Below are 18532 nucleotides of genomic sequence, written 5' to 3'. Positions count from 1 at the left end.
TCATGGTATCAGTACATGTATCATGGCACGTTATTTTAACGTGCCATGAAAAAGGCCATTAACGATATAAAATAAGCAACCTATTCAATTTTAAAATCAATCAGTTAAATACTCACTCCCACTCAATAGTAGCAGGCGGCTTGCTGGAGACATCATAAGTAACCCGCGAAACCCCTTCCAACTCATTGATAATCCGATTAGAAACCTTCTCCAGCAGCTCATAGGGCAGGTGCGCCCAGCGGGCGGTCATGAAGTCGATGGTTTCTACCGCGCGTAGCGCGATGACCCATTCGTAGCGGCGGCCGTCGCCGACGACACCTACCGATTTCACCGGCAGGAACACGGCGAAAGCTTGGCTGGTTTTTTCGTACCAGCCGGAGGCGCGTAGTTCTTCGATGAAGATAGCGTCGGCATCGCGCAGGATGTCGGCGTAGTCTTTTTTCACTTCACCCAGAATACGCACGCCCAGGCCGGGGCCGGGGAACGGGTGGCGGTACACCATATCGTAGGGCAGGCCGAGTTCCAGGCCGAGTTTGCGCACTTCGTCTTTAAACAGTTCGCGCAGCGGCTCGACCAGCTTGAGCTTCATGGTTTCCGGCAGGCCACCGACGTTGTGGTGGGATTTGATCACGTGCGCTTTGCCGGTTTTAGAGGCAGCGGATTCAATCACGTCCGGGTAGATGGTGCCCTGGGCCAGGAACTCGACGCCATCGATCTTGCTGGCTTCTTCATCGAATACGTCGATGAAGGTGTTGCCGATGATTTTGCGCTTGGCTTCCGGGTCTTTCTCGCCCTTCAGCTTGCCGAGGAACAGGTCTTCGGCGTCTACGCGGATCACCTTCACGCCCATGTGCTTGGCGAAGGTTTCCATTACCTGGTCGCCTTCCGCTTTACGCAGCAGGCCGTTATCCACGAACACGCAGGTCAGCTGGGTGCCAATCGCTTTGTGCAGCAGTGCGGCAACTACGGAAGAATCTACACCGCCGGAGAGGCCGAGCAGTACGTGGCGGTCGCCGACTTGCTCGCGTACGCGCTGTACCTGGTCTTCGATGATTTGTGCAGGCGTCCACAGCTTTTCGGCTTTGCAGATATCCAGCACGAAGTGCTCAAGAATGCGCTGGCCCTGCAGGGTGTGGGTCACTTCCGGGTGGAACTGTACGCCGTAGAACTGCCTCTCTTCCCAGGCCATGGCGGCAATCGGGCAGCTCGGCGTGGAGGCGGTCACGGTGAATTCAGCGGGCGCTTCGGCGACCTTGTCGCCGTGGCTCATCCATACGTCCAGCAGGGCTTTGCCGCTTTTCGCGTCTACGTGGTCTTTGATGTCTTTGAACAGCGCGTTATCTTCGTCGATCTGAATCTGCGCGTAGCCGAATTCACGCTGGTTGGAGCCTTCTACCTTACCGCCCAGCTGCTCGGCCATGGTTTGCATGCCGTAGCAGATACCAAACACCGGCAGGCCCATTTCAAACACGCACTGAGGCGCACGCGGGGAGTCCAGTTCCGTCACGGATTCCGGGCCACCGGCCATGATAATGCCGTTGGGGTTGTACTCGCGGATCTCTTCTTCGGTGATATCAAACGCGCGGACTTCGGAGTAAACACCGATCTCGCGAACGCGGCGGGCGATCAGTTGGGTGTACTGCGAGCCGAAGTCGAGAATCAAAATCTTATGGGCGTGAATGTCACTCATGGCGGGGTCTCGGTTAAGCGGTGTGGGTGCCGCTGGTAAGGCCAAAAAGCAAGCGGCGAGCTGTTGTGCCCGCCGCCGTTTTAACTAACTACGCTGGTTAGCTCACCCGATAGTTGGGAGCTTCTTTGGTGATCTGCACGTTGTGAACGTGGGATTCGTTAAAGCCAGCGCCGGTAATCTGTACAAACTCCGGCTTGGTGCGCATCTCCTGAATATCGCGGCAGCCGGTGTAGCCCATGGAAGCGCGCAGCCCACCCATCAGCTGGTGGACAATAGCGCCCATCATGCCTTTATAGGGAACGCGGCCTTCAATGCCTTCCGGTACCAGCTTCTCGGCGCCTTCGCTCTTATCCTGGAAGTAGCGGTCGGCGCTGCCCTGGTTTTGCGACATGGCGCCCATGGAGCCCATACCGCGGTAGGCTTTGTAGGTACGGCCCTGGTAAAGCTCGACTTCGCCGGGTGCTTCTTCAGTACCGGCCAGCAGGCCACCGACCATCACGGCGCTGGCGCCAGCGGCAATCGCCTTGGCCAGGTCACCGGAGAAGCGGATGCCGCCATCGGCAATCAGCGGAATGTCGTACTCTTTGAGCGCTTCGGCCACGTTGGAAACCGCGGTGATTTGCGGTACGCCTACGCCTGCCACGATACGCGTGGTGCAGATTGAGCCAGGGCCGATACCGACTTTGACGGCATCCGCGCCCGCTTCAGCCAGCGCACGGGCCGCGGCGGCGGTGGCGATGTTACCGCCAATCACTTGAATGGCCGGGAAGTTCTCTTTGATCCAGCGAACGCGGTCGATCACGCCTTTAGAGTGACCGTGGGCGGTATCGACGATAATCACGTCTACTCCGGCTTCGACCAGTGCCGCGACGCGATCAGGGGTTTCCGGGCCAGTGCCTACGGCGGCACCTACCAACAAACGGCCATCGCTGTCTTTGGCGGCCATTGGGTAGGTGCGGGCTTTTTCGATATCCTGGAAGGTCACCAGGCCACGCAGGTGGAACTCGTCATCCACAATCAGCATTTTCTCGATGCGGTGTTCGCGCATCTTGGCTTTGCTGGTTTCGAGATCGGTGCCTTCCTTGACGGTAATCAGCCGCTCGCGGGGAGTCATGATGTCCGCTACGCTGTCGCCGTGGTTAGGCTGGAAGCGCATATCACGCTCGGTCACAATACCCACTAGCGTCTCACCTTCCACTACAGGGAAGCCGGAGAAGCCATTTTCACGGGCCATGGCGAGCAGGTCTTCGAGCTTGGCTTTAGGGCTAACGGTGACCGGGTCTTTAACAATCACGCTTTCGTGCTTTTTGACCTTGCGCACCTCAGCGGCTTGCTGGGTCATGGCCATGCTCTTATGGATGATGCCGATGCCGCCTTCCTGGGCCATCGCAATCGCTAGACGCGCTTCGGTAACGGTGTCCATCGCGGCAGAGAGCAAGGGAATATTGAGCGAGAGAGTGCGGGTCAGGCGGGTTTTGAGGCTGACATCCTTGGGGAGGACATCGGAGAAGCCGGGAACGAGGAGTACGTCATCGAACGTTAGTGCTTCTTGGGCCATACGTAGCATAGCGGCAACACCCTGATTGAGAGGAAGTGGGGCGTGAAAGGTTAATCCCCTATTATAGCGTTTTGAGGGGTGTCCCAGCAATGCCACTGCCCCCACTCTACGTCACTGCTTCTGCTTGGCTCGCTGCTAGCGCATATGCCGTGACAGTCAGCATCCTGCGGTTAATGTTAGCCTATACGTCATTTAGCTCTACAGAAGTGTCAGGTGGCAGCAATGGATGAGACGTTAATTTCAGACTCACAGCTGACTATGCTGGCGGGTGATGCGGCTTTTGCCCGTGGGGTTCAGTATTACCAACAGGGCATGGTGATCAACTGGGATAAAAGCGGTGCCATCATTAGTGCTGAAGTCGAGGGCAGCGAGCTTTATCACGTGGCATTGAAGTTAACCAAGCGTGGCTTAACCGGGGGGTGTAGTTGCCCCGCCTCCGAAGGCATTGATTTCTGCAAGCACTGCGTTGCCGTTGCCCTTGCGTACCGCGCCGAGCAAGCCAAACAAGTACAGCTGGTAGAGGGCGACACTTCAGATCGCATTCACGCTTACTTAGAGTCGTTAGACAAACCCTTGCTGGTCGAGGCGCTGCTATCGCTTATTGAAAATGACCCAGTACTGCATCAACAGTGGTCGCTGAAAGCGGATGCTGCACTTGGCGTGCTGGATCACAAGGCGCTGAAAAAACGCATCACTGCTGCGCTTCCCATCAATCGCGGGTTGTTCCGCTATTCTCAAGTGAGCCACTATTTCAGCAAGGCAGAAGCCGTTATTGAACAGCTGGCCGAACAAGTGCCGCAGTTGACTGCAGAGCAAAGTTTGGCGTTGGTGGACTACGCACTCGCGCGTATGGATAAGGCGCTGGAAACCATTGATGACTCCGGCGGCTTCCGTTTCCACTGCGAACACCTCTTACACACTTTGCATATTCAGACCGTGCAACGGCTCGATTGGCCTGCCGACAAGCTAGCAGGCTATCTGTATGAAAAATCTTTTGGTGGGGAAGAGGATCGATACCCGCCCATCCCCGATGCCTATTTGGATGTGCTGAGCCAAGCGAGCCAAGACGCTTACCATGAGCGCCTGCAGCAAGCCCTGGATGCGCTGCCGAACCAAGCGGCCACCATGGAATGGGAGGATCGCTACCGCTTGATTCGCCTGCGTGATCCTTTGCTCAAACGCGCTAAAGCCGCCGGAGACCTACCCACTATATTGGCGCTGTATCAGAAAACCATCAGCGATGAGAAGGATTGTTTAGAGGCCGCTGAGCAGTGTATTGAGTATGAAGCCTGGGATCAGGTAGAAGCGTGGCTAACCTATGCCGCTAAGTGCGAGAAACAAAACGGCTATCACTGGCGCCTTGAACGCAACCGGCTTGAGATACGCCTTAAGCTGCATCGCGGTGAAACAGACGCAGCGGCGGAGCAACAGTGGGGGATCTACCAGCACACCCAGCAGTTGGAGGATTACCGGCAGCTCGTGGCGCTAATGGAAGCGCATGACCTAGTCGTCGATTATCGCCAACGCGCCTGTGACTGGCTATTAAAATGCATCACCCAGCCGTCGAAGAAGATGCCCTTCTACCAATCACAACAGGCAAAAGACAGCTTATTGGAAATTTACTTGCACGAGGGACGTTTGGACGATGCCCAAGCATTGTGCACTGAGCACCCAGTATCAGCGCACTTGCTGTACCAATTGGCCAAAGCCTTACCATCTCCTGACGCACGCCTACCGCTGTATCTGCGGTTGGTACGGCTGTATGTGGAACAAACCAACAAGCAGGGATATCGCCAAGGCATCGCATTGCTGAAAGAGCTGAAAAAGAGCCTGGAAACGCCAGCTCAATACACCGCTTTTGCGCACATGCTGACGCAGTTACGTAATGAATTTAAGGCCAAGCGTAACTTCATCAAATGGTTGAATGAAGCCTTTCCAGACACGCACAAATAAGAGACAGCCGTCAGCCAACTCAACCAGCGCGCCTAGCAGCCCCTTGAGCGCGATGTGGGCGAGGTGTGAGTGGAGGGTGATCTCTCTAATGTTTCCCGCCCGGCACCGGGGCATGTCTATTTCACGTTGAAGAATGACCGGGCGCAGATTCGCTGGGCGCTGTTTCGTCAGCGAGCCTATAAAGCTTCTTGCCAACGTTCGGGGTAGGTCATGAGCGTTTGGATTTCTTCGGGTGCAGGTAGATCACAAATCACTTGATCAAACTCATCAAGATGAGCAACACGTTGGATACCGCGCTGGCATAATTTCGCTGACCCCATAAGCAGCACTTTACGGCCAGCGTGGCGCATCATGGTTTGTTTTACTTCTATTTTTTCACTATCGAAGTCGAGCAGGTAACCCTCTGCATCTATGCCTGAAACGGCAATCATCGCCACATCCAGCCGATAGCTGGCCAGCTCTTTAATGGTGCGCGACCCAGTCAGCGCCCCATCCCGCCCCGCCACCTTTCCGCCCACCACATGAATATCGAACAACTGATGCTGGACAGCGAGCGCCAGCGCAGCCGTTAGGTTATGAGTGACCACGTGCAGCCTTTTACGGTAGTTCAGTAGCTCGCGTGCAACGTGATCGCAGGTTGTGCCCGTATCCAGAAACAGCGCCTCGCCTTCCTGCAACTGCGATACCGCTAGGGTCGCCATACGCCCCTTCTCTACCTGCTGCGAATCCTGTTTGGTGGCGTAGCCAAGCCTAACCTGGGGTTTTTCGATCCGAGCCCCGCCCCGAAAACGCTGGAGTACGTTAGCGTCACACAATTTACGAATGTCGCGCCGCACCGTTTGTGCGGAACAGTTGAGCCGCTGGGCAAGAAATTCGATCGAGGCATGCCCATGTAATTCAACCAAGGCAATTAACTCGCGATGGCGTGGGTTCAAATGCGCTAGGTCTGTCATCGGTAACCAACAATCCTTTAATAAAAAGTTCGGCATTAACGTGTATGTCATCAAATTGACACAGCGCGGCGCGACCATAACGATCAAATTCTTACATTTTGATCAAAACATGACTCAGACATTACAAATTTATCTTGATGAATGCCAGCGTATCATGACCCGCGCAGGTGAGCCTCTGTCGCCAAAAATGCGCCCGCTTGGCGAGGCCGACTGGCCAGCCGTACTGCAATCTCCCTGCCTGCCTCACGAAGCGCTGATTGCGCTGAAGCACAGCAATACGCCGATGCAGCGGCCTCCGGTGGGCGTTATTGGTCCCCGCGAGGCCACTCAGCAACAGCTTGAAATAGCCTATGCCTTAGGCTCGGGGCTGGCCGAGCTGGGCATTCCGCTGTTATGCGGTGGCCGGAGCGGTGTTATGGAAGCGGCCAGCAAGGGTGCCGCACTCCAGGGAGGCGAGGTCATCGGCCTGCTACCCGATACCCACGCAGAGGCTGCCAACCCCTGGGTCACCCTGCCTATTGCCAGCGGCTTGGGCGAGGCACGCAATGTGCTTATCGCCCGAGCCAGCGTGCTGCTGATCGCCGTTGGCGGAAGCTTGGGCACCCATACCGAGGTAGCCTTTGGTCGTCATTTTAATAAGCCTGTACTCACCTTCCCGGACGCCCCCACTGCTGAAGGCATTACACCTGTCAGCAGCGTAGAGGAAGCCCTGCACCTCACGGCTGCCCACCTATGGGGAGTCACACAACCATCATGAACATATCAACAAACGATCAAAATATTACATTATGGTCATTTATATTTAACCATGGTTAGGGGCCCGACATGCGACTGATCACTTATGGTTACTTGGTTTACTTGTTGGCCCCTATCGTCCTACTGCTCGTAGGCGCTTTCGGCGACCAGTGGAGCAACACGCTGCTACCTGAGGGGTTAACTTGGCGTTGGTTTATCAGCGTATGGGAAGAAACCACCTATCGAAACGCCATGTTGACGACGCTCAAACTGGCCTTAACCACCTGTCTGATCAATATATTATTAGTCGTACCGCTGGTATATGGCGTAACGCTTAAATTCCCTGCTGTGGCTCAGAGCATCACGCGTCTTTTGGTCATGCTGCCCGTAGCCGTTCCCCAATTGGTCATCGGCTTTGCTTTCATTTTGGCTTTTAGTACCGCCATGCTGCCCTGGCTGGGTAGCCCCTGGCTGCTGGTAGCAGGCCATGTGGTGGTTACCTTCCCCTACCTTTTCTACACCGTCTATGCCGATATAGAGGCCTCTCCACTCAAGGCCTATGAACGCATGGCCCAGTCCCTGGGGGCAGCCGAGTGGCAACGTTTTGTGCACCTCTATTTGCCACTGGTATATCGCTCGGTATTCACCGGCAGCTTAACGGTTGCCGCGCTGTCGATTGGCGAGTTTGAGCTGAGCAACCTGATTTCAGGTTTTATGACCCAGCCCTACCCGGTGGTGTTGATCCAAGCGTTTTACCGCACCACGGGCTTCGCCTGTGCCGCAACGCTTTTCCTGCTCTCTCTCGCACTGCTGTTCTCGCTGTTTTCCACCCTGGTGCAGTGGCGGCTGGGCCGATCCTCTTCCCGGGAGTTACCGCAATGATTGCGCTAGAAAACATCCAGTTCCACTACCCCCATAGCAGCGTGGGTGTTCACGACATCAACCTGCAGGTAGAAACGGGCGAATTTCTTGTGGTGGTGGGTGCCAGCGGATCGGGAAAAAGTACGCTTTTACAGCTTATCGCGGGCTTTCTCACCCCGCTTCAAGGGCGCGTTCTGCTTGATCATCAAGATGTTACCCAACTCTCTTGCGGCGAGCGCGGACTGGGAATCGTGCTGCAGGATTATGTGCTCTTCAATCATATGACGGTGCTTGGCAACGTCGCCTACCCGCTTAAGGTGAAAGGTGTTCGGCAAGTAGAGCGCCACCGACGCGCCCGCAAGATCCTCCATGATGTAGGTCTTGAGGCGTTGGAACATTACTACCCTTCCCAGCTTTCCGGCGGCCAGCAGCAGCGCGTGGCCATTGCCCGGGCGCTGGTATTCGAGCCCCGCGCCCTTCTGCTCGATGAACCGTTTTCGGCGCTCGACGCCTCCCGCCGCGAGTCGATGCGCCAGGAGCTCAAGCATATACAGCGTCAATTCGGCGTCACCACGCTGATGATCACCCATGATCAGGAAGAGGCGCTGATGCTGGGCGATCACGTCGCCGTACTTGAGCAGGGCGAACTCCTTCAACACAGCGCGCCCCACCAGCTTTACACGCAGCCTGTGAGTGAAGCCGTAGCACGTTTCATTGGTCGTACTAACTTTATCGACGCTCAGGTAATCAATTCGCAGCGCATTCAAACCGCCGACCTGGGCATCCTGGAAGTGACACCACACGCCTTTACAGTGGGGCAAACCGTGCGCGCCATGATTCGTCCCGAAGCCATTATTGCCAACCCGGTTAGCGATATCGTTAACCGGGTGCCCACCACGCTGGTCGAGCGGCAGTTTCTGGGCGCCCAGCAACGTCACTACCTTCTCTGCGGCACTACCACGTTGTCGCTTGAGTCGGCGTCAACGCCGGATCACATCACTCACGTGGCGCTCCCCCCCACTCACATTCATCTCTTCAACCGCTGAGGTACCATCATGCAACGCGCTTTCGCTTATTGCCTACTCTCCGCCCTTAGCCTGCTGCCTTTATCGGCGTATGCGGCCAACACGCTTGACGCTGAGCTCTACGATGGCGAACAGGAACTCTACGAAGCTGCCCAGGAAGAAGGGCTGATTGTATCGTTTGATACCGGCCCGACCTGGGCTAACTGGCAAAGCCAGTTCAATCGTTTCACGGAACGCTACCCGGGTGTTCAAATTGTTTTTAACGACCTGGGCTCGGGTGCCACCGTGGTTGCTTTGGAGCAGGCCCGCAACCGCCCCCAGGCCGATACCGCCTACTACTACGCTTCTTCCGCCATTAATGCGCATGAGAAAGAGCTGTTAAGCCCCTTTACCCCCATCAATTTCGATAGCATTCCAGATGTCTTCAAAGCAGACGCGGGTGAGTGGTTCACGATTCACTCTTTGAACGTGGCCTTTATCGTTAATACCCAGTTAGTTGATGAAGTGCCGCAAAGCTGGGAAGACCTGCTCGATGAGCAGTACCGTAACAGCATTGTGTACCTTGACCCGCGCTCGACCGGGCAAGGCCAAGTCCTCACCCTGGCGGCCAATTATGCGATGGGGGGCGATCTCGATAACTTAACGCCGGGCATCGATTATCTTGCGGAATTGAGCCGCAACGGCAATGTTGCCCGTGTGGTTGGTACCACGCCCTATGCGCAGTTCGTGCGCGGTGAAATTCCTATCTGGATCGGCTATGAAAACGACGGTCTAAAAGCCAGCATTACCGATGGCATGGGCGACAACGCTGCGGTGGTGATCCCCGAAGAGGCTTCAGTGGCAGCGCCGTATGCTATTTCGCTGGTTAAGAACGGCCCGAACCCTAATGCCGGACGGTTGTGGCTGAACTATGTGATGTCGGACGAAGGCCAGCGTACCTTTGCGGAAGGATTTGTTCGCCCTGTCAACGGGGATATCGAGCTGCCCGACACACTGGTTGACGCGCCGCAGATTCGCCCGCTGGATGTACAAAAAGCGTCGAGCATTAGCGCTGATCTAAGCCACCAGTGGACTCAGCACGTCCTTAATCAATAAGGCCACGCCATGCCTCGTCTGCGCTTTTTTACTGTTTTGCCGCTGGTTCTACCCAGCGGCATTATCTATACGCTGTTTTTTATTGTGCCGCTGGCGCTCCTGGTCATCGCAGCACTTGACTCGCCTATCACCACCGGTGCCCGTCTGCTCAGTGAGGGGCTGGTGCTTAAAAGCCTGATGACGAGCGTCGCCTTATCCGCCAGCACCGCGCTGTTCTCGGTCGTCGTCGGCGTTGTGATTGCCGAGTTTCTTTACCACCAGCCAGCGCGCAGGCGCTTTTTCCTGCTTTGGCTGGTCTCGCTCCCGCTGGTGTTCAGCGGCCTGATTGTGGCGTATGGCTTTATCCTGCTATTGGGGCGAGCGGGCTTTATCACTCTGTCCCTGGCATTGATTGGGGTTGACCCCGCGTGGTTTGGCCGCTTTGTGTATACCCCTCAAGGACTGGTATTCGTGTATGCCTACTTCTTGGTACCCCGCGTGGTTCTGGTGATGCTGCCAGTGGTACAAGGGCTCAACCGCCGCCAGTTAGTGATGGCCGAAAGCTTTGGCGCCACTCGTTGGCAGCAGATTCGTGACGTTTACCTACCGCCGTTAATGCCCGCGTTAGTCTCCTCATGGAGCCTATGCGCAGCCGTTGCCTTCGGCGCCTATGGTACCGCTCTGGCGCTTACCGGTTCACAGATCAACCTGCTGCCACTACTGCTTTATAGCAATATTTCCGACGCGGGGTCTGATATGGCGTCCGTAGCTCTTCTCGCGCTGCTGATGATGTGTTGCTGCCTGTTGCTAACCTTTCCAGGTGAGTGGATACGCCGACGTGCTCAGCATCGCTAGCACAGAACTAGGGCGAGGCAGCACACTTGTCCCGCTCTATTCGATGGCAGCTGTTATTTGATGCTAGGCTACCTCTACATACAGTACCTCCCACTCAGACAGCTGCCATGACCCAAACAACCTCCCAAACCCTCACCGTCAGCCAACTCAACCAGCGCGCCAAGCAAACCCTTGAACGCGATGTGGGCGAGGTGTGGGTGGAGGGCGAGCTCTCTAACGTTTCCCGCCCGGCGTCGGGGCATGTCTATTTCACGTTGAAGGATGACCGGGCGCAGATCCGTTGCGCGCTGTTTCGTCAGCGGGCGCGGTTTGTCTCGGCGCCGATGCGCGATGGCGATCAGGTCAAGCTGCGCGGGCGGGTGTCGCTGTTCGAGCCGCGGGGCGATTACCAGCTAATTGCCGATGCTGTGCAGGCGGCGGGCCTGGGAGAACTGCTGGCGGCCTTTGAGCGCTTGAAAGCGCAGTTGGAAGGCGAAGGCGTGTTTGCCAACGCCCGGCCACTGCCCTTCCCGCCCCGCAAGCTGCTGATATTGAGCTCCGCCACCGGGGCGGCCATTCGCGATGTGCTGGCGGTGCTGGAAGCCCGCTGGCCATTGGCGGATGTGACGCTGATTCCGGTGCCGGTACAGGGCGCAGAAGCGGCCCCTGCGATGATATCGGCGCTGGCATTGCTTAACCGTCAGGCGCGATTAGACCCAGAGCGCGATGTGATCTTGATCACTCGCGGCGGCGGTAGCCTGGAAGACCTCTGGGCGTTTAATAACGAGCACTTGGCGCGGGCGATTTTTCACTCCCGGCTACCGGTGATGTCGGCGGTGGGTCACGAGGTGGATGTTACCCTGGCGGATTTCGCCGCGGATATGCGCGCGCCCACCCCATCGGCCGCCGCCGAACGATTAGTGCCGGATCAGAACACCCTCAAGCGCCAGCTGGAGCATCAACACAGCCGCCTGCAGCGGGCCATGCAGGCACGGTTAGAGCGCGACAGCCAGCGGTTAGATACATTACGCGCCAAGCTGCGTCACCCCGGCGAGCAGCTCAACCGCCAGCGCCAGCACTTAACTGCCCTTGATCAGCGCTTAAATCGTGCCATGCAGCAAACGCTGACTCAGCAGAAAGCCCAGGTAGCGCAGTTGAATAGACGCTTAGCCAGCCAGGATATGACGCGGTTGCATCGTGCGGAAAGCGAGCGGGTAAGCCAACTACATCGGCGCTTGGGTGCGGCTATGCAGCGCCAGCTCGAAAGTCGACAGGCGCGATTAACCAGTGCTGCACGGGAGCTCAATGCAGTCAGCCCGCTGGCCGTATTGGGGCGGGGCTATGCGATTGCTCAGGATGAGCAGGGACAAGTCATACGGCGCGCGGAAGATACCCAGCCCGGCCAGAAGCTCAAGCTGCGCCTGGGCGAAGGCAGGCTGAATGTCGAGGTAAAGCGGCGCTTTAAGTAGCGCTGCGCTGGTGAATACCAACGCAAGCGGCTGCTCAAGACCGTTACTACGCTAACGTACTACGCAAAGGTACTACGCTAAGTACTACGCTAAGGTGCCGTGATCGAAAACAGCGCTGGGTTTTCCTGCGCCTCCTTTTGAATAGCGTCGTCAATCGGGGTGTCATAGGTCTTGAGTAAATAGCCCAGTACGGAATAAAAGCCGACCATCGCGATGAGATCAATGACGGCTTTCCGGCCTATCGCTTCCGCCAGCGCTGCTTCCTGCGTCTTGCTCAGGCGGTGCTGGTCCAGCAATGCATCTACCGCGTCGATGATCAAACCGTCTACGCCCGTACTCCGTTGTGGCACGCCGCGAATAGCGTTAATACGCGCTTCGGAAAACCCCAACGCCAGCGCTCGGCTAACGTGGTGCGCCCACTCGTAAGCGGACGCTAGACGAAACCCAGCGCGGAGAATCACCACTTCGGTCAGCTCTGGGCCTAGCGCATTCTCCTTCACCACATGCTGACGAAAAGGCGCCCACGCGGTCAGCAGCGCCGGATGATGCGCCATGGTGCGGTAGACGTTAAGAGCGCCAGCAAATCCTTCGCGCAGCTCCGCGATGTCATCGGGCCAGTCAGCGTCAGCAATCGGTAAGCAGGGAGATGGTTTCATCGGAGAATTCCTTATCGGGTCATTCAGCTATCGCGGCGTCAATGGCCTGGGCAATGCGTTCGATCAGTAGATCAATCTCGGCAGGTTCAATGGTATACGGCGGGGCTAATAACACGTGGTCCCCATAGACACCGCCAATCGTGCCTCCCATTGGGTAGCTGATCAGCCCTCGTGCCATTGCTTGGCGTTTGATCTTGGCGTGGATTTTTCGGGCAGGATCAAAGGGGGTCTTTTGCGCTCGATCGGCAACCAGTTCGATGCCGCGGAACAGCCCCCTTCCCCGAATGTCGCCCACATAGGGGGACTCGCCCAGCGCCGCTTCGAGGCCGCTTTGTAATCGCGCCCCCATGGCGTTCACGTTGGCCAGCGTTGCTGGCCGGGCAATAATCTCCACTACTTTATTGGCGGCGGCGGCAGCGACCGGATGCCCCAAGTACGTATGCCCATGTTGAAAAAGGCCGGAGCCGTTGGCGAAGCTATCAAAAATAGCCGACGACAGCATCACCGCCCCAATCGGCTGATAGCCGCCGCCCAGGCCTTTAGCGATGGTGATAATGTCGGGCGTTATGCCTTCCTGCTCGCAGGCGAACATCGTTCCTGTCCGCCCCATGCCGCACATCACTTCGTCGAGAATCAGCAACACGCCATACTGGTCACAAATCTTGCGGATACGTTTGAAGTAATCCGCCTCCGCGGCCACTGCGCCCAAGGTGGCGCCGACCACCGGTTCGGCCACAAACGCCATCACGCTTTCAGGACCCAGTTCACGTATTTTGGCGTCAAGTTCGTCTGCCAACCGAGCGGCATACGCCTCTGGCGTCTCGTCGTTGCCCTTATCACGGTAGGCGTAGCAGGGCGAGACGTGGTGGGTCTCGGGTAGCAGGGGCTGAAACTGCTGGCGCCGCATGGCATTGCCCCCCGTGGCTAATGCACCAATCGTGTTGCCGTGATAGCTCTGGCGCCTGGCAATAATGTGGCACCGCTGAGGCTCCCCCACTTCCACGTAATACTGGCGCGCCATTTTTAAAGCCGCTTCAACGGCCTCCGACCCACCCGATACCAGGTAGACATGGTTTAACGGCTCAGGCGCCAAATCCACTAGCTTCTCCGCTAGCGCTTCTGCGGCGTCCGTGGTGAAAAAACCGGTATGCGCGTAGCAGAGGTTATCGATTTGATCGCGCATGGCCGCCAGCACTTCCGGGTGAGCGTGCCCCACGCTGGTCACAGCCGCCCCTCCCGACCCGTCTAGGTACTGGCGCCCCTCAGTATCGGTGATATAAACGCCCCGCGCAGAGGCAGCGCGCGGCAGCGCCTGCCCAATACTGCGATGAAGAAGTCGCGTCATGGAAGCTTCCCTTTAAAATACCTAGAACCCGATCATCTCGACATACGACGATCTTTATATACGGCTATATCGGCATAAGAGTGGCACGACCTGACGAGATAATGCAACAATCAAATCATATTATTTTATATTAAAACAAATGAATCATTGTTACGATTCAACTTACCCCATGCCCACGCCGTGCTAAGAGGCAAAGCAATATGTCAAAAAGCGACCCGCTAAGAGATCAGATCATTGCGCAGTTCGATACGCTGTCTGCCCAGCTTCAACAGGCAGCGCGCTACTTACTTGAGCACCCGGAAGAGGTGGCGCTGGTGTCGATGCGTGAATTAGCGCGCCATGCGGCGGTACAGCCGGCCACCATGACACGGCTGGCCAAGGTATTGGGGTTTCAAGGCTACAATGATATCCGTACCTACTACGCAGAAACATTGCGCCGAAAAAGCGACGGTTTCGCTGCCAAGGTGCGCCAACACCCCACAGCAGCCGCTGGTACGACGGAAAGCGATATTGCCCATCAGATGCTGCACGGGTTAAGCGTACAACTAACAACACTTTGTGCGCCGGAGACCCTGAAACGCATAACCGCCATGGCCGATAGGTTAGCGGCGGCGAACAAAGTGTATGTCCTCGGCTTACGCTCCAGCCATGTGGTGGCCTGGCATTTTCATTATGTTATGTCGCTGCTCGGCGAGCGCTCTGTCCACCTTGATGGCCCAGCGGGCACCGGGGGCGACGCGCTAATGCGCGCCAAATCTGATGAGGTGGTGCTTATCGTATCCATCAAACCGTATACCGTGGATTCGCTAGCGCTGGCGCAATTGGCAAAAGATAAGGGCTTGGCGATTCTGTCGATCACCGACAGCGAAGTATCACCGCTGGCAGGCATTTCCGAGCAGACGATTTACTGCCCTACGGAGAGCTATAGCTTCTTTCATACCCTGACCCCCGCCTTAGCCATTTCGGAAGTTCTCTGCACGCTACTTGCCGAACGCGACCGCCCTACCGCACTAGACGCCTTGCAGCACGCGGATGACCACCACTTACAGCTTAAAACCTACTCGAATACGCTACCCCGGCGCTCACCTCAAGGGGAGTGATCAATAGGCGAATGCCGACGTTATCTGGCTAGGAAGGTAGGCTAAGGGGAAAAGTAAAAAGGCGCTACAAGCAGTAGCGCCTCTGGCCCAGCCAAGTGTTATTCGCCGTGCCTGGTGCAGCCGTTAGTGACCTTTTTTCTGGTCATCCTTTGATTTCTGGCTGTCGGAATCGGTATTAACGTGATGGGTATCCGGCATTGGATTGGCATCATCGTGGTGATCGTCGCGGTCTTTAGGCGCTTTTTTATCGTGCTCGGAGGCTTGAGTCATCGCTTTTTCCTTATGGTGAGGGTCTGGGTTTCCTTATTGCCCTGGCTATCTCAGCCAACCGGGCTCCTTGAATAGCATGATAAACGCAAAAATGAAGGCTAATAATTTCGCCTCCTATCCAAGCTGCTTTTACTGTAGCGGTTATTGACTAACTTGCAATGCAGCAGCGCGGCGTCCAATCAATCATCTTTTTAAAAATATCCATTTAAAAACAGATAGTTGAATATTTAAAAACGCTTTCAGAGGACCATATTGGTAATCCCAATAACGCTTATGGTTTGCCGCTATCGATTAGCGTTGTTAGCGGCTTTTTGTGCTGGCTTTTTATGCCAAATGTGCTTGCCAAACTGTCTTTGCTAAACCGTTCTTACTAAACCGTTCTTACTAAACCGTCCTTACTAAAGAACAGTGGCCGCATTAAGCGGCCACTGGTTTCACTCATTTTTTATCAGCCACATCAGCAATGTTAGGGCGTGTGGTTAGTCCCCGACCCTTGGGTGTTGCCGGAGGGTGTGCTCGACCCCGCCAAGCCCTGGCTATGTTTCTGGTGGTCATGCTTTTGGTGCTCATGTTTCTGGCCATAGCTCTCAGGTGCAGAGCGCTCAGTTGTGGGCGTTGGGGTGGGTGAGCCTGCAACTCCCGCCTCCTGATGCTGCGGGGCATTTACATTCGCATCGTTAGCGCGATGGGAATCACCTTTAGCAGAAGCAGATTCGGCTTTTTCATGGGCGGATTCCGCTTTTTCATGAACAGTATGCTGAGCCTTATCCGCTTGCGCTTGCCCGGTTTCGGCGGCCTTATGCATAACGCGGTCGCGATACTCACCCATGTACTCATCCTCTTTCTTGGTGGCGGGGAAAATACCGCCTAAGGCGGCACCCAGCGCAAATCCGAGTGCGCCGACCACTAGCGGATGGTCCTGGATAAAATCGGAGGCTTGGCTCACGGACTGGTGAGCACGATGCTCCATATCGTGCATGCGATCGTGAGCACTGTGCTGAAGATGGGATGAAGAATTGCGCATATTATCCCCCATTTGGTGAGCCTTACTGCCCCATTGCTGTGCGGTGTGCTTGGCTTTTTCGCCTAAGTGTTGGGCTTTGCCTTTGGCACCGTCTTTCATGCTGTTGGCACCTTCTTTCGCCCGGCTCATACGGCCTTGACCATCGCTATGGCTTTCTGAACCACCGCTGTAGGTGGGGGTTCCAGCGTTGGGATGCGTGCCTTCATGCACGGGTATACCTGGCGCGCCATGGGAGCCGCTAGTGCCCGATGAAGACTGCCCGCCGGTGTAAAAGCGCTGGTCGATATCAGACGCGTACTGCTGCTTGTGGTGTGGCTCATTTGGGTGACGCTGGGCCAGCATTAACCAGCCAAGACCGGCAGTGGTGACCAGAAACGGCAGCGGGTTCTGCTTAATGGTGGTGCCTAAATTAGACACGAATTCGTTAGCGCCTCCATGGCGAATATACTCATAGGAGGTATTCAACAGCTGCTGAGGAGAGAAGCGCTCTTCGATTTCATGCAGGGTAGAATCAAGGCGCTCGCGCGATTGATTGATATCCTTTTCAATCTCTTCGGGACTGCGCTGATGATCATGATCCGTCATTTCAACTCCTCCTTGACGTTGTGCTGATGCTGTTTCGCCGTTGTTTTGTCGCTTTGCAAACTATGCATCGTACGGCTGGGCATCAAATTACGCGCCTGCAGTTTCTTCTGGCCCGCTTTAAGCATCATCACACCGATAACCGACACAACGACGCCGACAATCAACGCAGAGAGCCACGGTGTGGTCTCGGGCGGAAGCACCTCATTAAGCAGAAAGACTAACGCTGCCAACAGGGTTAAAAAGCCGCCCATCAGTACCGCACCGGCCATCGCAATCGAAGCAATGGCGCCCATTGCTTGATGGGTTTTCTCGGCCATCTCGGTCTTGGCGAGCGCGGCTTCGTTGCGCACCAGCGAGCTAATTTCCTGCATCACCGTCGACAGTAGCGTACCGACCGATGAACTTTGCGACGTGGGTTTGTTATCCGAATCCATTCTGTGCCTCCCTGGCCCTTACGTTAGGGCATTCCATTTTCTCGACCCGATGAACCTAGTGCTCCATTACCGGCAACGGAGCTGCCTGAAAGACTTGATGATTGGCTAACTGGTGACGCCTGCCCGGCAGGTACGTTTTCCTGCATCGGAAGACCCGTTGCGCGCTCGTCGGTGGTATTTGAATAACGTGAGTGCGAATCGTCACTATGCGAGTGCTGGCCAGAACTACGCAGAAAGCGGGAAGCCAAGAAACCAGCGGCAATAACACCACCTATAAACAGCGCGGGTTCGCGGCGGCTAAAACTCTTCGCTTCATTGCAGACGGTGTGTAAATCTTTATCCCGCAAACTATGCGAAAAGCGCTCAGTGGTGTCAGCAAACTTTCGTGCTTGTTTAGAAAAATAAGGCTGCTGCTGATTATCAAACTCGTCGGCCATCTTTTGTAGAACGCCGGTTAGCTTGTGGGACTGATCTGCAGCAGTATCGCGCTGTTGATTAAAATAGCTTTCAGCTTGATGATGGGCCGCATCACTCACCTCATGTGCGGTATCGCGTCCTTGCTGTTTGAGCGACTCCGTTGAGTGGCTTGTCTGGTTGGGTGCGCCTGGATTGGGCTGCTTTCCTTGATCGGTCATCTGTCACTTCCTCCTTGTCGTCTCACTTGTCAGCATCCGTGGTGAAACACAATCAGCGTCACTGCGAATCTATCGAGTGCACCTCATTAACGCTACGACGGTTAATACCTAATACGTTAATAAAATTATGCACTTAGAGAAAATAAGCACCTATCCTAGTGAACTTATCCTCATCCTCCTTAATAGATTGATTACCCTCAAAACATAGTGCTTCCTGAATCCGTGAGACCGGCCCCCAGGAATGCTTCTAACCTACTGAACTGCATGGCAATATAGCGAATATCGCCATTCACCCAGACAGTGCCATGCCCAACGTCAAGTTCCGCGCCAG

The 18532-nt window shown here is 55.8% G+C and carries 17 protein-coding genes and 1 pseudogene; 9 read left to right on the top strand and 9 right to left on the bottom strand.

Annotation, left to right across the window (positions count from 1 at the left end):
* Positions 1 to 112: 112 nt before the first annotated feature.
* Together guaA and guaB are read right to left on the bottom strand one after the other, a co-directional pair.
* The gene (gene guaA, locus HZS80_RS16495) at positions 113 to 1690 is read right to left on the bottom strand and encodes a glutamine-hydrolyzing GMP synthase (RefSeq protein WP_179916691.1); all 1578 of its coding nucleotides are present in this window, start codon (positions 1688 to 1690) and stop codon (positions 113 to 115) included.
* A gap of 97 nt (positions 1691 to 1787) precedes the next feature.
* Entirely contained in the window at positions 1788 to 3257 is a 1470-nt protein-coding gene (gene guaB, locus HZS80_RS16490) for an IMP dehydrogenase (RefSeq protein ID WP_035564359.1), read from the bottom strand.
* Positions 3258 to 3470: 213 nt separating this feature from the next.
* Between guaB and HZS80_RS16485 the strand changes: the two genes are divergently transcribed.
* Both HZS80_RS16485 and HZS80_RS16480 read left to right on the top strand, forming a co-directional pair.
* Positions 3471 to 5201 (top strand): SWIM zinc finger family protein, encoded by a 1731-nt coding sequence (locus HZS80_RS16485; protein WP_179916690.1) that lies wholly within the window; start codon positions 3471 to 3473, stop codon positions 5199 to 5201.
* A gap of 6 nt (positions 5202 to 5207) precedes the next feature.
* Positions 5208 to 5378 (top strand): annotated as a pseudogene (locus HZS80_RS16480) (exodeoxyribonuclease VII large subunit); the annotation flags it as partial.
* Here the strand turns inward: HZS80_RS16480 and HZS80_RS16475 are convergent.
* Complete coding sequence (locus tag HZS80_RS16475; RefSeq protein ID WP_179916689.1) at positions 5378 to 6154, bottom strand: DeoR/GlpR family DNA-binding transcription regulator; 777 nt, start codon at positions 6152 to 6154, stop codon at positions 5378 to 5380. The pseudogene HZS80_RS16480 and the gene HZS80_RS16475 sit on opposite strands and share 1 nt — an antisense overlap.
* A gap of 109 nt (positions 6155 to 6263) precedes the next feature.
* On the opposite strand from HZS80_RS16475, the gene HZS80_RS16470 reads away from it, so the two are divergent.
* The 6 genes from HZS80_RS16470 to xseA all read left to right on the top strand — a co-directional run bounded on the left by HZS80_RS16470 (position 6264) and on the right by xseA (position 12152).
* Positions 6264 to 6911, top strand: coding sequence for an SLOG cluster 4 domain-containing protein (locus tag HZS80_RS16470; protein ID WP_179916688.1), 648 nt, complete (start codon positions 6264 to 6266; stop codon positions 6909 to 6911).
* 68 nt (positions 6912 to 6979) lie between these two features.
* Positions 6980 to 7771: an ABC transporter permease gene (locus HZS80_RS16465; protein WP_179916687.1), complete on the top strand. Its 792-nt coding sequence runs from the start codon at positions 6980 to 6982 to the stop codon at positions 7769 to 7771.
* Positions 7768 to 8796 (top strand): ABC transporter ATP-binding protein, encoded by a 1029-nt coding sequence (locus tag HZS80_RS16460; RefSeq protein ID WP_179916686.1) that lies wholly within the window; start codon positions 7768 to 7770, stop codon positions 8794 to 8796. Before HZS80_RS16465 ends, HZS80_RS16460 begins: the two co-directional genes overlap by 4 nt.
* Positions 8797 to 8805: 9 nt before the next feature.
* Positions 8806 to 9870: an extracellular solute-binding protein gene (locus tag HZS80_RS16455; protein ID WP_179916685.1), complete on the top strand. Its 1065-nt coding sequence runs from the start codon at positions 8806 to 8808 to the stop codon at positions 9868 to 9870.
* 9 nt (positions 9871 to 9879) lie between these two features.
* The gene (locus HZS80_RS16450) at positions 9880 to 10704 is read left to right on the top strand and encodes an ABC transporter permease (RefSeq protein WP_179916684.1); all 825 of its coding nucleotides are present in this window, start codon (positions 9880 to 9882) and stop codon (positions 10702 to 10704) included.
* A 107-nt stretch (positions 10705 to 10811) separates the two neighbouring features.
* A complete protein-coding gene (xseA, locus tag HZS80_RS16445; protein ID WP_179916683.1) occupies positions 10812 to 12152 on the top strand; it encodes an exodeoxyribonuclease VII large subunit in 1341 nt (446 codons plus the stop codon).
* An 89-nt stretch (positions 12153 to 12241) separates the two neighbouring features.
* Here xseA and HZS80_RS16440 read toward each other — a convergent pair whose 3' ends face one another.
* Positions 12242 to 12808 (bottom strand): carboxymuconolactone decarboxylase family protein, encoded by a 567-nt coding sequence (locus HZS80_RS16440; protein WP_179916682.1) that lies wholly within the window; start codon positions 12806 to 12808, stop codon positions 12242 to 12244.
* A 19-nt stretch (positions 12809 to 12827) separates the two neighbouring features.
* Positions 12828 to 14153 carry an aspartate aminotransferase family protein gene (locus tag HZS80_RS16435; RefSeq protein ID WP_179916681.1) on the bottom strand — a complete coding sequence of 442 codons (1326 nt, stop codon included), beginning with the start codon at positions 14151 to 14153 and terminating at the stop codon, positions 12828 to 12830.
* 200 nt (positions 14154 to 14353) lie between these two features.
* On the opposite strand from HZS80_RS16435, the gene HZS80_RS16430 reads away from it, so the two are divergent.
* A complete protein-coding gene (locus HZS80_RS16430; RefSeq protein WP_035564378.1) occupies positions 14354 to 15253 on the top strand; it encodes a MurR/RpiR family transcriptional regulator in 900 nt (299 codons plus the stop codon).
* Between the two features lie 123 nt (positions 15254 to 15376).
* Here the strand turns inward: HZS80_RS16430 and HZS80_RS16425 are convergent, their stop codons facing one another.
* The 4 genes from HZS80_RS16425 to HZS80_RS16410 all read right to left on the bottom strand — a co-directional run bounded on the left by HZS80_RS16425 (position 15377) and on the right by HZS80_RS16410 (position 18201).
* Positions 15377 to 15523, bottom strand: coding sequence for a hypothetical protein (locus HZS80_RS16425; RefSeq protein WP_179916680.1), 147 nt, complete (start codon positions 15521 to 15523; stop codon positions 15377 to 15379).
* Positions 15524 to 15989: 466 nt separating this feature from the next.
* Positions 15990 to 17132 carry a DUF3618 domain-containing protein gene (locus HZS80_RS16420; protein ID WP_179916679.1) on the bottom strand — a complete coding sequence of 381 codons (1143 nt, stop codon included), beginning with the start codon at positions 17130 to 17132 and terminating at the stop codon, positions 15990 to 15992.
* Positions 17129 to 17566: a phage holin family protein gene (locus HZS80_RS16415; RefSeq protein WP_179916678.1), complete on the bottom strand. Its 438-nt coding sequence runs from the start codon at positions 17564 to 17566 to the stop codon at positions 17129 to 17131. Before HZS80_RS16415 ends, HZS80_RS16420 begins: the two co-directional genes overlap by 4 nt.
* A gap of 23 nt (positions 17567 to 17589) precedes the next feature.
* Entirely contained in the window at positions 17590 to 18201 is a 612-nt protein-coding gene (locus HZS80_RS16410; RefSeq protein ID WP_035564381.1) for a hypothetical protein, read from the bottom strand.
* Between the last annotated feature and the right edge of the window lie 331 nt (positions 18202 to 18532).

The organism is Vreelandella glaciei (assembly GCF_013415125.1).
Lineage (GTDB): Bacteria > Pseudomonadota > Gammaproteobacteria > Pseudomonadales > Halomonadaceae > Vreelandella > Vreelandella glaciei.
The sequence above is the reverse complement of the archived record's forward strand: the minus strand, read 5'-3'. Positions and strand labels throughout refer to the sequence as shown.

Coding starts and splice junctions, on each gene's coding strand:
- HZS80_RS16425 (WP_179916680.1), bottom strand. CDS start 15,523: ATGACTCAAGCCTCCGAGCACGATAAAAAAGCGCCTAAAGACCGCGAC.
- HZS80_RS16485 (WP_179916690.1), top strand. CDS start 3,471: ATGGATGAGACGTTAATTTCAGACTCACAGCTGACTATGCTGGCGGGT.
- HZS80_RS16430 (WP_035564378.1), top strand. CDS start 14,354: ATGTCAAAAAGCGACCCGCTAAGAGATCAGATCATTGCGCAGTTCGAT.
- xseA (WP_179916683.1), top strand. CDS start 10,812: ATGACCCAAACAACCTCCCAAACCCTCACCGTCAGCCAACTCAACCAG.
- HZS80_RS16435 (WP_179916681.1), bottom strand. CDS start 14,153: ATGACGCGACTTCTTCATCGCAGTATTGGGCAGGCGCTGCCGCGCGCT.
- HZS80_RS16420 (WP_179916679.1), bottom strand. CDS start 17,132: ATGACGGATCATGATCATCAGCGCAGTCCCGAAGAGATTGAAAAGGAT.
- guaA (WP_179916691.1), bottom strand. CDS start 1,690: ATGAGTGACATTCACGCCCATAAGATTTTGATTCTCGACTTCGGCTCG.
- HZS80_RS16450 (WP_179916684.1), top strand. CDS start 9,880: ATGCCTCGTCTGCGCTTTTTTACTGTTTTGCCGCTGGTTCTACCCAGC.
- HZS80_RS16410 (WP_035564381.1), bottom strand. CDS start 18,201: ATGACCGATCAAGGAAAGCAGCCCAATCCAGGCGCACCCAACCAGACA.
- guaB (WP_035564359.1), bottom strand. CDS start 3,257: ATGCTACGTATGGCCCAAGAAGCACTAACGTTCGATGACGTACTCCTC.
- HZS80_RS16475 (WP_179916689.1), bottom strand. CDS start 6,154: ATGACAGACCTAGCGCATTTGAACCCACGCCATCGCGAGTTAATTGCC.
- HZS80_RS16440 (WP_179916682.1), bottom strand. CDS start 12,808: ATGAAACCATCTCCCTGCTTACCGATTGCTGACGCTGACTGGCCCGAT.
- HZS80_RS16470 (WP_179916688.1), top strand. CDS start 6,264: ATGACTCAGACATTACAAATTTATCTTGATGAATGCCAGCGTATCATG.
- HZS80_RS16460 (WP_179916686.1), top strand. CDS start 7,768: ATGATTGCGCTAGAAAACATCCAGTTCCACTACCCCCATAGCAGCGTG.
- HZS80_RS16455 (WP_179916685.1), top strand. CDS start 8,806: ATGCAACGCGCTTTCGCTTATTGCCTACTCTCCGCCCTTAGCCTGCTG.
- HZS80_RS16465 (WP_179916687.1), top strand. CDS start 6,980: ATGCGACTGATCACTTATGGTTACTTGGTTTACTTGTTGGCCCCTATC.
- HZS80_RS16415 (WP_179916678.1), bottom strand. CDS start 17,566: ATGGATTCGGATAACAAACCCACGTCGCAAAGTTCATCGGTCGGTACG.